Here is a 13498-nt window from a genome sequence, read left to right as displayed (position 1 = left end):
CGCCTGCGACTCCGGGAGCTGCTCCGCTCGAGCACCCCTGGGGAGGAGCGGAGCGACGTCCTCGACACCGTGGCGGACGCCGTCGCGGACTACCTGGCCATCGAGCGCCCACCGCTTCGTGCCATGGAAGGAGCTCAGCGCCAGGTCAATGCGTTGCTCCAGCGCCCCCACCCGGCGCGGAAGTTCTCTGGCGCGGATCTCTCGCTCAGTCACGACCTGCGCGTCGGTACCGTCCGCATGATGCCCTACTTGCTGGACATGCTCCGGGATGAGTTGGGCATCACCTTCGAGAACACGGAGGACGAGACTCGAGTGGAAATTTCGAGGGCCTAGCTCTTCGCGCCACGGCGCGCGGCGTCGGCACTCCAGATCCCCGCGCCGTGCGTGGCGATGTAGAGGAACGCGAAGCAGTAGATCACGGCGAGCTCACCCTGGTTCACGATCGGGATGAGATTCTTGTTGGGAATCGCGTGCCCGAGAAAGAAGGCGAACGCCATGGTGCCGCTCGCGAGGAAGGCCGCGGGGGCGGCGAACAGCCCGAGCACGACGAGCGCGCCGCACCCGAGCTCGATGGAGCCCGCGCCATAGATGATGAACGCCGGCACCCCGGGGGGCATACCACCGAACAGACCAAAGACCTTCTGCAGCCCGTGCTGCATGAACATCAGTCCGATGATGATGCGGAACAGGGCGTAGATACGTTCAGCGTGGGGGTGCAGGAATCTCATGATCTCCTCCAAGAGAGAAAGCCGGGCAGTGTAGCGCTGATGGGGCGCCGCCACACGCACCCTGGGTCCGGCGATTACGCTACAATGAGGAATGATCTTCTTCGTCATCAAGAACGCCGCCTTGACGGCGACGAACTTCAGCTCCATCACGACCCCCGTGCGCTCGGCGATGAAGTGGGACGCGGCTGGCGTCAACCTCATCGCCTGGAACGAGGTGCCCGCGTACAGCACGCCCGACACCTTCCGCGACGCCATCCTCGAGGAGGCGAAGACTGATCCCGTGTGTCAGGCGATGTGCGTGGTGTCCAAGTCCTCCTACGGGATGGATCCCCTGGATCCCGGCCGCGCTGGTCGAAGGAGAAGACCCTGAAGCAGGCCACCGAGGTGACCAGCTTCAGGGCCAGCTGACCGAACGCCGGCCACACTTCCGGTCAGTCGGAAGTCTCGGAAAGCGCGGTGAAGAGCGGGGCCAGGCCGCAACAGTTCGTGGGGGCATCAGGCGCATGCCGCTGGGTCACGTATCGCTCGTGCGGGCACCATCCGCGGCAGTAGCGAAAGTAGCGACAATCACGCAAGAGCGCCGTGGCGCGCCGATTCTGCTCCACGAGGTGTCGGGCCTTTTCACTGGCCCGGATCTCGGCGAACTCGTGGTGCAGCACACTCCCCAAGGTATATGCGGGATCTCCGATGTACTTGTCGCAATGGGCGACGCTCCCGTCGTTGTCGACCAGGAAAAAGTGCCCCACACAGTTGCCGTGCAGTTCGCAGAAGCCGGCCGGCTGATCCGCGAGCGCCTTGGCCGCCGCCTCCAACTCGCGTACTCGTAGGGGCGGGCCGGGTGTACGGCGGAGCACGTCCCGGACGCCCAGCAGGAATCGCAGGTAGGTCGCGTGTTCCATGTAGGAACCAGGCAGCGGCGAGACGTTGTCCGGACGCATCGGCAGCAGCCCCACCTCGGAGATTTCCTCCGTGCGGAGGAAGTCCACCAGTTCCTGGGGTCCCCGTTCCACCAGGGCCGGGGTGACCACGATCAGAATGCCATTGAGCAGCCCGGCGCCGCGCAAGAGCCGCAGTCCCCGAAGGACGTCTGGGAAGCTGGACCGCCCTCCCACCTGGGGCCGGGTCCGGTCGTGCACGGGGGCCGGACCATCCAGGCTGACGCTGACGTGGAACCGGTAGTGCTGGAAGAAGTCCACCCATTCCGGGTCCAGGGTCGTGGCGTTGGTCTGGAGGATGTTTTTGATGCGTTGGCCTGGGCGGCGGAACCACCGTTGAAGGGCGAGCGCGCGCAGGATGCCCTTCCTGCGCAGCAGGGTGGGTTCGCCCCCGTGCCAGACCAGATCCACCACCGCGTGCTCGGAGGGGGTGAGCACTCTCTGGAACAGACGGGCCTGCACCTCGAAGCGCATGGTCTGGTTCGGTCCCGCCGCCCAGTCGTGGCAGTAGACACAGCGTAGGTTGCACAACCGGGTGAACTTCGCGATGACGCAGATGTAGCCGCCATAATGGATGTCTTGTCCAGGCGACCAACCGAAGGAGGGCTTCGCTGGCGGCGTCTCGCACCGGGGTAACCGTGCGAGCACCTCGAGTTCCTCCTTCGAGAAGAAGCTCTCCGCCGGCCAAGTGTCCAGTGCATCCAGCGGATCCAGTGCCCGCCGGAAGAGCACCTCGAGGGCACGTTGCTCGTCCCTCGGTAGCATCGACACATGCTCCAAGAGTTCGTCCGCGGGCCGGACCTGGGACAGACTCCACCCGTGCTCATGGACTCCGAGCTGGAATCCTGCGGAGGAGGAAGCGAGCAGACGTTCCACCGTGGGGCGATCCAAGAGGAAGAGCCATGCGGGTGGAATCACCCGCTCCGCCTCCAGGCCAAAGGTTCTTCCAGCCCGCTCCAGCAACCGCGCCCAGAGGGCCGCGTTGGGGCTGTGCCGCGCGAACTCCGCGAACCGGGCGGAGGCGGCCTCGTAGAAGGATAGGGACAGAGCGTCAGCACTGGAGATCATGGTCGCCTCACCGGTACTTGATGGCGGGAAGGGCCAGGCTGAGGTACTGGGTGCCGTCGCGCATCATCAGGCCGCAGGCACAGAAGTCTGACAGCCATTGCTGGAACTCAGCCTCGGGCACATTCAATTGGAGCTGTTGCCGCAACTCCTCGGCGGAGAGCGGACCGTCGCTGCAGGCGGAGTAGATGGAAGCCAGCGGCCCCTTGAAGGTATAGGTGCCATGCTCCCCGGGCCAGCGCGTGTCTTGGATCTGTACGAAACCCGGTGACGACCAGAAGGTCAGCGCAGGCCGTTCCGATGCCTTCCAGGCCTCCTGCCAGTCCACTACGTGGCGTGAGGTAGCTTCGTACACGGACTGGGGAAGGGTGTGTTGGAGCTCGTAATCGAAGAAGTACGCCACCCGCTCCAACTGGACGGAGGGGGGATAGACGTAGCTGTAGCTGGCCTCCGGCCGCACGTAGCGGGCGGGGAAGGCCTGGCGGTCGGTGAAGAGCGGGCTGTACCTCTCCATCCAGATCCGACCCGCTCCGCCAGGCGGCTGCAGGTGGATCAACTGCTTCATCAAGTGCAACTGCTCCGCGTAGTCCTCCTCCATCTCGTGGGGGAATCCCCAGAGCAGGTTCCAGCTCACGCCAATGCCATAGTAGAGCGCCCAGCGCAGGGTGTTGACGTTCTGGATTCCCGTGACGCCCTTGCGCATCAGTTTCAAAACGTGGGTGTTCAGCGACTCGATTCCGGGCTGGATCTGCCGTACCCCGCCGTCGCGCAAGGCCTTGAGCCGATCCCGGTTGAGGTTGGACTTCACCTCATAGAAGAACACGTAGTCGCTGCCCGACTCCTTTAGGCGGCCGAAAAGGCCTTGCAGATAGTTGGGCGCCAAGATGTTGTCCACCGCCTCGAAGCGGAAGCTCCGGTAGCGTTGGGCCAACGTGCCGAGTTCCTCGATTACCCGCTCCGGCGTCTTCGCCCGGAATGCCATCGTGGTGCCATTCAGGCCGCAGAAGGTGCAGTGCTTCTTCTGCCCCCACCAGCAGCCGCGGGCACTCTCGAAAGGAATGAAGACTTCGCGGCGCGCCGCCGGGGTGAGCAGGTCGAGCGACTCAGCGCGGGTGAAGAACTCGTCGTAATCGGGGACTGGCAAGGTGTCGAGCCGCTCGAAGGGCGGGCTCGCTTTCAGTGGGGTCACCTGTCCATCTCGCCGGGCCACGACTCCGGGCACCTCATGAGGGTCCCCTCCCCGCTTCAAGGCGGCCAGGAATTGGGGGAAGGCGACATCCGCCTCGCCAATCACGGCGTAATCCACCGCCTCGATGGTGCGAACCAGTTCCACCCCCATCTCGCCCTCGAAGTTGGCGCCCCCGAAGATGCAGGAAAGGCCAGGATGGCGCTCCTTCAACCGCCGCGCGAGGGCGAAGGAGGCCGCGTTCTGCTGGAAGGTGCAGGTGAAGCCCACCACCCGGAAGCGTTCCCATGAAATCTCGGAGAGCATCCGATCCAGGAAGGCAGGGATCTCCTCGTGCCGGAGGCGCCTGATGCGGTCCAGGTCCGCCCCCGAGCCCTTGAGCATCCTCTGAATCTCGGTGCCGTACTCCGCCAGGAAGCGGTCGTCCGGGTCGGGAGCCTGCGAACCAAAGGCCGCGACCGAGAAAAGCCAATCCCCGAACATGAGCCCCCGGTGGCCGCAGAGCGTCTCATACAGGGCAGGCCCGATGTGGTGGGCGAACTCCAGGGTGAGATGGAAGGTGCTTGCCCTGACACCTTCTCGCTCGGCCAGGGACTTGAGCAGCCCGAGTTGGATGGAGGGCCGGACGATCGAGACGAACGGCATGGATACCAGCGCCACCTCAAGCGCTGGGTGCGCCGAGATGGTCTCGGCGCCATAGGTGGCCGTGAGGGGCGCTGCGCTGTGCACATTCATGGGAAGACACCTCGTGTTGGTCGTTCCGTGCTTCAGCGGAGGCCCGCTGTCATCAGTACGGAGTCAGGATGTGGGCTGAGCCGAGCCGGGACCGTCAGATGTCCTTGCTCCAGCTGACGTCGACGGGGCCCACGCCCACACCCACGGAGACGCTGTCCTGCAACGTGGCGCCGTCATCCACCCCGAAGCGGCCCGCGGGTCCGGGGGTGAAGGCTTCCTTGAACGCTTGGGAGAGCGGCGGCAGCTTGGCCGTCGCCGTCCGACTCAGGTCGATGCGGTCCACCGTGGGGCTCTTGGCGGCCGGCAGCGTGCCGCTCTCCGATTCCGCCTTGCGGCTCGCATTTGAGACGACAGTGGATGCCATCCCGAACGTCGCCAGCAACAGCGCTCGTTCCTTCTCATCGAGGGACTTCCCCAGCTCGTCAAGCTTCTTGGCCAGAGCGTCGATGTCCTTCGGTGAAATGTTCTGCTTGTTCATGGGCTCTCTCCTGTGGGGGTGTCACCAAGAAACACTTCGAACCACACGACGGCCGGAGCAGGTGCTCCAGCCCTCGTTGAAATGCTCGATGGTGACAGTGGTGGTTTTACGCTCTTGGTCTGACAACAACCCCTTACGTCGGGCTTGGGGATGTGGAGTTTGTTCAGATCAATTGGCGTGCCATTCCCCAGAGATTATCTGACAGGTATTGCCGGAATGGTGGATGTGCCAGGGAATGATATGAAAATCGCGAACTCGTACACCGGAAGTTGCGTGAAATCGCCCCCAGCCGATCTCCCGCCAAGGCGCCGCCCGGCCCCCCTCAATCGGGCTTCGATCCTCCCTCTGTACGTCCCCCGCCCCGGGCCCCGCTCCTCCGGGGCTTCTGGTGCGCGCCAGCGTGAGCCGGTGGTCCATTGGCCCCCCCCGTGTCAGGAGCCGTCGCCGGTGCTCTCCCTCTCCGCCGTCGCCGCCGCCTCTTCACCGAAGCGCCCCCGGACGGTCCTCCAAGCTCTCGCAGAACCCGCGCGTGAACACCGCGCTCCAGACGCAGCTCTTGCATGAGCTTGTGCACCTGCTGAGCACCCTGTGGGTGGCGCATCGCCTCGCTGAGCCGCTCGACGATATCGATCCGCAACGCCACGGGACCGAGCACCTCATATCCGAAGGCTCGCGCATCCCGGCCGCCAAGCTCCGCGACCTCGAGGACCGTTTCTCCCGGAACGCCCTTGGGTGAGGGACTCTGTTGGAACAGCGCCGTCAGCATGCAGCGCCGTTCGAGCGCAGGCGGTGCGAGCGCCTCGGCAACGTAGAGGAAGCGCTGTCCCTCGCGGACGCCCAGCGACCTCAAGCGCTCGCGTGCGGCATCGTCCAGGAGCCGCCACTGCTCGCGCGCCTCACCTTGGGAAATCACTCCCAGCCCCTCGGCCAGGCGGTAGGCGAGGCCACGCATCGGCGGGGAGCGATCCCCTCCCATGAGGGCCTCGGCTGGAAAGCCCCCCATGGCTTCGGTGACGAGGTCCCGCGCCAGGGCCAACAGACGGCGCTCGAGCCGCCGCCGCGCGCCTCCGGTCCAAACCTCCGGCTCCGCGAGCGCGAGCTGCGGTGAGCGCCGGTCCTTCCCGCGAACCAGACGGGCCAGCGGCTGCCCTTCGAACGAGATGCTTCCCGACGCGTCCACCAGGAAGGCTTCGTGCGTCGCGTCGACCACCTGCTGGACGAACTGCTCCTCTGTCATCGCGGCGCCGTCAACGCTCGGCACCTCACCCAGCAGGAGCCCCAACCTGGCAAAGGGACTGTTCGACCCGGGTGGAGGGGGGGCGGTGGCTCTCACGAATCGGCGTGCACTCCTCCGTGCGGCCCGTTGCACGAAGCGCTCCACGAGCCGCTCATGAAGGGCATCGCCCAACTCGTCCTCGATGCGGCGGGTGCGCTCCTGCCACTGCTCGGCGTCGTGCAGCCAGCTCGAACGATGACTGATGTACGTCCAGATGCGGATGGCGGCCAGCCGGTCCATCAGGGTGTGGATGTCCCCGGAGACATCATCGAGCGGCGACACCTGTCGGGCCAGCCAGTCCTCTTCCAGCATCCCGTCACCCGCGGAGAGCTGAAGGAAGGTCTCACGCAACAGTGCGAGGTGCTGCCCGAAGAGACCTTTGCGAAAATCCGGAATCTGGCAGACCTGCCACAGCAACTCGACCATGGCGCGGTCGGTGGCGGCCTCTCGAATGGCTGGGACGTGCGAGAGTTCCTTGAGCGCATCGAAGTCGTCCGCGCGTTCCACCCGGATGAAGCCATTGTGGCGCGGAGCTCGCGACAACGAATCGAGCAGGGACTCCGGGCTCGAGAAATCGAGCGTCGAATTGCGCCAGATGAGACTTCGTACCGCCGGGAACCGGTGTGACTCGATGGCCGAGACCACCCGCGGAGGCAACTCGGGCAGCGTGTTCAGGGTTCCGAAACTCCCGTCATTCAAGTGGCGCCCCGCGCGGCCCGCGATCTGGGCCAGCTCGTCCGGGAAGAGGTCTCGCTGCTCAGCGCCGTCGAACTTGGAGAGCGCCGCGAAGGCCACGTGGTTGAGGTCGAGGTTCAGTCCCATCCCAATGGCATCGGTGGCCACGAGGTACTGCACCTCCCCGGCCTGGTACATCGCCACCTGGGCATTCCGCGTCCTCGGGGAGAGCGCTCCCAGCACCACCGCGACCCCTCCACGGAGGCGGCGCAGTGCTTCGGCGAACTCGTACACGCGGTCCGCGGAGAAGGCGACCACGGCCGAGCGTGGAGGAAGGCTCTTCAGGGAGCGCCGTCCGGAATAGCGAAGCTGGGACAGGCGGGTGGCGCGCTTCACCGAAGCCTGGGGGATGAGCGCCTGGACCATCGGCCGCATCGTGTCCGCGCCGAGGAACCAGGTTTCCCGGCGCCCACGCGCATGGAGCAGGCGATCAGTGAAGACGTGCCCGCGCTCACGGTGGGCGGCGAGCTGGATTTCATCCACCGCGAGGAAGTCGACCTGTCGATCGGTCGGCATCGCCTCGACCGTACAAATCCAATAATCGGGGCGAGGAGGCAGGCGCTTCTCCTCCCCCGTCATCAGGGCAACCCGCCCCTCGCCCACTCGAGCGGTCACCCGGTCGTAGACTTCGCGAGCGAGCAGGCGAAGCGGCAGACCCATCATGCCCGTGTCGTGCTCGAGCATTCGCTCGATGGCGCGGTGGGTCTTCCCCGTGTTCGTGGGCCCCAGCTCCGCCACGACGACGGACGACCGGCTGGATGGGCTGGAGTTCATTGGCGAAATCTAATCTCGATCAGAGCCCTCCGCCCTGGGGGGCTGGCCTACCGAGAGGCCGAGCTTCTCCAGGCCTTCGCGAGCCGAGCCCCAAGAGGCTACTTCTCCTCCCCAAGCCGCGCGGTAATCCACGAGGCGACGTCGGAGATGATGACGTCGCGCTCCGGCTCGTGAAGAAGGTCGTGGTAGACGTTCTCGTAGAGGCGGAGGGTCTTGTCGGAGCTGCCGGCTCGTGCCGCGAGCTCCTGGCTCCCTTCGAAGGGGGTCGCCTTGTCGGCCTGCCCATGGAGGATGAGCAGCGGCACCTTCACTTCCTCCATGCGCGTGCCGAGGTTCTCGATGGCGTTGAGCATGGCGGACGCCGAACGCGCCGGGATATTCGCGTGGTCGATGAGCGGATCCGCCGCGAGTTCCCTCTGGGCGGCGGGCTCGCGAACGAACTCGCTGTCATCGAGGCGCTGCGCTGGCAGGCCGGGGAGGATGGCGCCGAAGACGCGCGCCGCGGTCTTCTCTCCTCCAGTGACCGACGGTTGCAGCTTCAACGCCGCTCCGCTCAGCACCAGGCCGCGAAGCTGCTCGCCATGCTCCAGCGCGTAGTGCGTGGCCACCAGCCCGCCCATGCTATGGCCATAGAGGAAGATAGGCACGCCGGGGTTGCGCTGCTTCGCCTCCGCGACCGCGAGGTCGACATCGCTGACCAGCTGCGCCACCGAATCGAAGCGCTGACGGGGACCGCCCGAGTAGCCGTGGCCCCGGTGGTCCTGCGCGTAGACCACGAGCCCTTTCGCGGTGAGCGCTTCCGCGAGGGCCGAGTACCGGCTCGCGTGGTCGCGGAGGCCGTGAATGACGACCACGGCGCCGCGGGCTGGAGTGCTCGGCGCCTTCCACTCGAACGCCTGCAGGCACGTGTTTGTGCCCCCCTGCACGCGGTATGGCGTCAGGACAGCGCCCCCGGACCGAGTAGCGGACGGCAACGTGGTGGCGCACGGCCTGACGGTGGCACATCCCGTACAAAGCAAGGCCATGAAGGCGACGAGGGCGAGGAATCCAGTCTTCAGCTGCATGGAGGGGCTCCTGTGTGAGGTGGCCCAACATGCCTGGAAGGACGCCGCCGCGTATCCGCCAGATGGCCTATAGCGCCGCGGGAGCCACCTCCGGAAGGCTGGACGGAGACCAGCCGAGGGGCCTTTCCCCTCCCTGAGGGTCTCCGGTCTCGGGTAGGTTTCTGGCTCTGCGATCCGCCCCATCGGCGCGGCCATCGCGAAGTGTCCCCGACTCACGTCTGGCCGGTCACGACGCCGCACCCCAATGCCCAGCGTCCCGTCGTCCGCACGGTCTTCCCCACCCGCTCGTAACGCTCCTCCCGGATCGACACCTTGTCCCAGACCCCCGAGCCCACCACCGTCCTGGCCAGCTTCGAGCAACTCTGCGCCAGGCACCCCGACCTGCCGCTCTACACCTGGGTCGATGACCAGGGCCGAGATCAGGTCACGTTGACCTTCGCCCAGGCGCGGGAGGCGGCGGCGGCGGTGGCGGCGCACCTGACCTCGCAGTGCGGCTTGAAGGCGGGAGATCGGGTGCTGCTGGTCTACCCGCCGTCGCTCGACTTCGTCGTGACCTTCGTCGGCTGTCTGATCGCCGGCATCGTTCCGGCCCCCATCTACCCGCCCAATCCGCTGAAGCTGAGGAAGGATCTCGCGACCTTCCAGGCGATCGCCACGAACTGCCAGGCCGCGGCGGTGCTGACCAACAAGGAGTACGCGCGCGCCAAGCTGCTGGGCGGTCTCAAGGCCTTCGTCGGGCGCGAAGGCGTGCGCTGGCCGGACCTGCCGTGGCACACCGTGGAGGGCGTGAAGCCCAGGCGCCAGGCCGCGCCCGTGCACACGGCGAAGCCCGGTGATGTGGCCTTCCTCCAGTACACCTCGGGTTCGACGTCGACGCCGAAGGGCGTCATGATCACGCACGCCAACGTGCTCGCGGAGGCCGTCGCCAACGCCCGGGACCTGAACCTGCGCGTGTCCGTGCGCTGCGTCTTCTGGGTGCCGCAGTACCACGACTTCGGCCTGATCAGCGGCATCCTGAGTGCGCTCGCGGGCAACGGCCATCTCTACATGATGAGTCCGTTCGCCTTCGCGAAGCGGCCCGCCGTCTGGCTCGAGGTGATGAGCCGGGTCAGGGCCACGCACTCGGCGACGCCGAACTTCGGGCTCGAGCTCGCCGTGCGCAAGACCACGCCCGAACAGCGGGCCGCCTGGGATTTGAGCGCCCTCGAGGCGATCGTCTGCGCGGCCGAGCCCGTGCGCGCCTCGACCCTCGAGTCCTTCCACGCGGCCTTCGCGCCCTCGGGCATGCGCCCCGGTGTGGTCTTCCCCTCGTACGGGCTCGCCGAGCACACCGTCTCCGTGACGGTGGGCGGCAAGCGCGTCCTGAAGGTCGCCAGGCTCGCCCTGCAGGAGGGCCGCGCGGCGCCGCCGACCGACTCGGACGAGGCCGTGCCGCTCGTCGCCTGCGGCCGTGTCACCAAGGCGGGCCTGCGCGTCCGCATCGTGGATGCCCAGACCCGGGTGCCGCTCGCCGACGGTCAGGTAGGGGAAATCTGGGTGGACTCGCCCACCAAGGCGGCGGGCTATTACGGCCGCGAGTCCGAGAGCCGCGAGATCTTCCAGGCCCGCGTGTCCGATCCCTCCGATGACCGCGGCTACCTGCGCACGGGCGACCTCGGCTTCTTGTGGGAAGGCGAGCTCTACCCAACCGGACGCTGCAAGGACCTCATCATCGTGCGGGGGCGCAACTACTACCCCCAGGATATCGAGGACGGTCTGCGCAACGCCCATCCGGCGGTGCGCCCCGGAGGCTTGCTCGCGTTCGCCGCGCCGGACGCGACAGGGGAAGAGGGCCTGGTCATCGTGGCCGAACTCCAGGACGGCGCCCGGGAGCCCGCCGAAGCGGTGGCCAGGGCGCTCCGCGATCGCGTCTTCCAGGACCACCAGCTCGGGTGCAGCGGCGTCGTGATCGGCCAGCGCGGCACCGTGCCCAAGACCACGAGCGGCAAGCTGCGCCGGCAGACGTGCCGGGCGGACTACCTCTCCGGCGCGTTGGAGCGTGCCTCGAAGACGCTGCACGTGGCCCGCTTCGCGACCGAAGCGTTTTCGTCGTCGGCGCCATTCGTCGCCCCGCCCGAGCCCACCAGCGATCCCCGGCTCCAGGGGCTCGACCCCTCCTTCGAGCGACTGATCGCCAATGTGGGCCCGACCTTCACGCGGCTCAGCAAGGCGCGTGGGGGACGCGCGTTCCACAAGTTGGCGACCACGATCGCCGGGCAGCTCCAGGTGGTCGCGAATCCCGCCTTGCCCGCGCATGCCTTCTTCGCCCCGGGGCGGAAGCTGCCCGTGCTGGTGCGCCATGCCAACGGCGTGCAGGACGACGACGCGGGAATCGACAACCGGGGCGCGACCCTGCGCGTGCTGGACCCCGCGCGGCCCGAGGCGCTGGACGCGCCGAAGCTCGATCTGCTGCTGACGACGGGCCGCTGTTTCCTCCAGCGCACCGCCGCGGACTTCGCTCGGTGGATGGCCGCCACGCCCGAGGCCCGCGACGCCTGGATCGCACGCGAGCCGCGCCTCGGCCAGGCCGGCTGGGAGATGTTCCGCAGGGCGACCTCGTACGCCTCGCTGTACTACTACGGCAAGGTCGCCAGCCACTATGTGGCGGCGGACGGCACGCGCCACTACGCGCGGTTCCGGCTCGTGCCGGCCGCGAGGACGCCCGAGGACGGCTTCGTGGCGCCCGATGGTCGGGCCCTGCCCCCCGACGTGATGCCCCGCGAGCCGGACGACACGCGGGCCAGGGACTTCCTGCACACCGAGCTGCGCGAGCGCATCGGCACGGGCGGCGTGGACTACGTGCTCCAGGCGCAGGTACGTCCGGCCAGCGGCGAGGTGGCCGACGACGAGGCCCTCGACTGCACGCGCCCGTGGGCGGAGGAGGCGCACCCCTGGCACGACGTGGCCACGCTGCACCTGGATCGCGTGCTCGAGCCCGCGGCGATCGAGCCGTTGATTTTCAACCCCGCGAACGCGCCCGCCGACCTGGCGATGCCGCTCTCGCCAGGCCCCGATACGGCGGCTTCGCTGAACCACCTGCGGTCGATCGTCTATGACATGTCGGCGGCGGCCCGGCAGCGCAAGGCGTTGCCGCCGGCAATCCAGGCGGTGGTGGATCGCGGAGCGGCCCCTCGGCCCGAGCACCCTGTCCCCGTGCCCGCGAGGGCGCGTCCCCGGCGGGTCTGCGTGATCGGCGCGGGCGTCTCGGGGCTCACCGCGGCTCGGGAGCTGGAGAAACTCGGCCACCGCGTCACGGTGCTCGAGCGCCAGGGCGAGGTGGGCGGAAAGTGCGGGTCCGTTCAGGTCGGCGATCGTTGGTACGATCTGGGTGGACACGTCTGCACGGCCCGCTACGTCACGCTGGCGCGCATGGTCTCCGAGCTGGGCCTCGCCACCATGCCGGTGACGCCAGCCAGGCCCTTCGACCTGGTGACCGGGCAGCCGTCTCGGATGGACGGTCCGACCGAAATGGCCCGCCACTGGCTGCGTTACGTCCAGACCCGCGAGCGGGATTTCCCCGGCATCCTGGCCCCTGGGCTCGCGCCCGTCGCCCGGACCCTCGGGGCGCCCCTGGCCGGCTGGCTGAACAGGAACGGGCTGGAGGGCTTCGCCCGGCATTCCGCGTTGATGTACACGTCGTCAGGCTATGGCTACGTGCAGGAGCCGGAACTCCCCGCGCTGTACTTCCTGAAGTTCGCGGAGCTGCTCGTCGGCGCACCGCCCGATGCCCCGTTGCCGAGGTTCTGGACGATCGAGCATGGCTTCCTGAAGCTTTGGAACACGGTGGCCGCGGGCCTGCGCGACCTGCGTTTGAACACCTCCGTGCGCGCCGTCGAGCGCATGCCCTCGGGTGTCCGGGTGCACACCGCGACCGAGAGCCTGGAGTTCGACGAATTGGTGGTGGCGACGCCGCTGCACCAGGTGCCACCCTTCCTCTCGCCCACGCCGGAAGAGCGGGAGATCTTCGGCAAGGTGCGCCACTACGACTACTACACGACCATCGTCTCCGCGGAGGGCATCCCCGAGGACGGGTTCTTCCTGCTCCAACCTCACGCCAGCGAGCCGGGTTGGGAGGGGCACTCGGTGGCGGTTCACCAGCGCTACCCGGGCGACGGCATCGCCATTGCCTATGCCTACGGAAAGCCGGGGGTGGACGACGGAGAGTCGATCGTGCGGCGCCTGCGCGAGGATCTCGGCCGCATGGGAGGCCGCATGGGGGAGGTCCACACGCAGGTCCGGTGGGACTACTTCCCGCATTTCGGCTCCGAGGACATCGCCAACGGCATCTATGACCGGCTCGAGGGCCTGCAGGGCCAGAACCACACCTTCTACGTCGGCTCGCTGCTGAACTTCGAGCTGGTCGAGAGCAACGTGGCCTACGCCACGGCCCTGGTCGAGCGTCACTTCTCGGCGAAGGCCAGCTCCGAAGCCGTGCGCGTCCCGGCCGTGACGTTATCCCCGGCGCCCACGCTCCCGGTGGCCT

At 67.5% G+C, this 13498-nt stretch carries 9 protein-coding genes; 3 read left to right on the top strand and 6 right to left on the bottom strand.

Annotated features, from left to right (window positions below; all coding sequences use genetic code 11):
• A partial coding sequence (locus VF794_RS22125; RefSeq protein WP_331113530.1) for a hypothetical protein occupies positions 1-333 on the top strand: 333 nt, incomplete at its 5' end.
• On the opposite strand, the gene VF794_RS22120 is transcribed toward VF794_RS22125, so the two are convergent.
• The gene (locus VF794_RS22120; RefSeq protein ID WP_331113528.1) at positions 330-728 is read right to left on the bottom strand and encodes a DoxX family protein; all 399 of its coding nucleotides are present in this window, start codon (positions 726-728) and stop codon (positions 330-332) included. The genes VF794_RS22125 and VF794_RS22120 overlap by 4 nt on opposite strands.
• Positions 729-819: 91 nt before the next feature.
• On the opposite strand from VF794_RS22120, the gene VF794_RS22115 reads away from it, so the two are divergent.
• Positions 820-1098 carry a hypothetical protein gene (locus VF794_RS22115; RefSeq protein WP_331113526.1) on the top strand — a complete coding sequence of 93 codons (279 nt, stop codon included), beginning with the start codon at positions 820-822 and terminating at the stop codon, positions 1096-1098.
• Between the two features lie 61 nt (positions 1099-1159).
• On the opposite strand, the gene VF794_RS22110 is transcribed toward VF794_RS22115, so the two are convergent.
• The 5 genes from VF794_RS22110 to VF794_RS22090 all read right to left on the bottom strand — a co-directional run bounded on the left by VF794_RS22110 (position 1160) and on the right by VF794_RS22090 (position 8937).
• Positions 1160-2731 carry a radical SAM/SPASM domain-containing protein gene (locus VF794_RS22110; protein WP_331113524.1) on the bottom strand — a complete coding sequence of 524 codons (1572 nt, stop codon included), beginning with the start codon at positions 2729-2731 and terminating at the stop codon, positions 1160-1162.
• Between the two features lie 7 nt (positions 2732-2738).
• The gene (locus VF794_RS22105) at positions 2739-4649 is read right to left on the bottom strand and encodes a RiPP maturation radical SAM C-methyltransferase (RefSeq protein WP_331113522.1); all 1911 of its coding nucleotides are present in this window, start codon (positions 4647-4649) and stop codon (positions 2739-2741) included.
• A gap of 94 nt (positions 4650-4743) precedes the next feature.
• Positions 4744-5127 (bottom strand): hypothetical protein, encoded by a 384-nt coding sequence (locus VF794_RS22100; RefSeq protein ID WP_331113520.1) that lies wholly within the window; start codon positions 5125-5127, stop codon positions 4744-4746.
• 322 nt (positions 5128-5449) lie between these two features.
• Positions 5450-7912, bottom strand: a complete 2463-nt coding sequence (locus VF794_RS22095) for a helicase-related protein (RefSeq protein ID WP_331113518.1) — start codon at positions 7910-7912, stop codon at positions 5450-5452.
• Positions 7913-8010: 98 nt separating this feature from the next.
• Complete coding sequence (locus VF794_RS22090) at positions 8011-8937, bottom strand: lysophospholipase (protein ID WP_331113532.1); 927 nt, start codon at positions 8935-8937, stop codon at positions 8011-8013.
• 351 nt (positions 8938-9288) lie between these two features.
• Between VF794_RS22090 and VF794_RS22085 the strand changes: the two genes are divergently transcribed.
• On the top strand, positions 9289-13498 hold a 4210-nt coding region (locus tag VF794_RS22085), incomplete at its 3' end, for an FAD-dependent oxidoreductase (RefSeq protein ID WP_331113516.1).

Source organism: Archangium sp. (assembly GCF_036389735.1).
GTDB lineage: Bacteria > Myxococcota > Myxococcia > Myxococcales > Myxococcaceae > Archangium.
This window is presented reverse-complemented; position numbering and strand designations above follow the sequence as displayed.

What these genes read in the sequence shown, in the direction of transcription:
- VF794_RS22100 (WP_331113520.1), bottom strand. Translation starts at nt 5,127, where the DNA reads ATGAACAAGCAGAACATTTCACCGAAGGACATCGACGCTCTGGCCAAG.
- VF794_RS22105 (WP_331113522.1), bottom strand. Translation starts at nt 4,649, where the DNA reads ATGAATGTGCACAGCGCAGCGCCCCTCACGGCCACCTATGGCGCCGAG.
- VF794_RS22095 (WP_331113518.1), bottom strand. Translation starts at nt 7,912, where the DNA reads ATGAACTCCAGCCCATCCAGCCGGTCGTCCGTCGTCGTGGCGGAGCTG.
- VF794_RS22115 (WP_331113526.1), top strand. Translation starts at nt 820, where the DNA reads ATGATCTTCTTCGTCATCAAGAACGCCGCCTTGACGGCGACGAACTTC.
- VF794_RS22090 (WP_331113532.1), bottom strand. Translation starts at nt 8,937, where the DNA reads ATGGCCTTGCTTTGTACGGGATGTGCCACCGTCAGGCCGTGCGCCACC.
- VF794_RS22110 (WP_331113524.1), bottom strand. Translation starts at nt 2,731, where the DNA reads ATGATCTCCAGTGCTGACGCTCTGTCCCTATCCTTCTACGAGGCCGCC.
- VF794_RS22120 (WP_331113528.1), bottom strand. Translation starts at nt 728, where the DNA reads ATGAGATTCCTGCACCCCCACGCTGAACGTATCTACGCCCTGTTCCGC.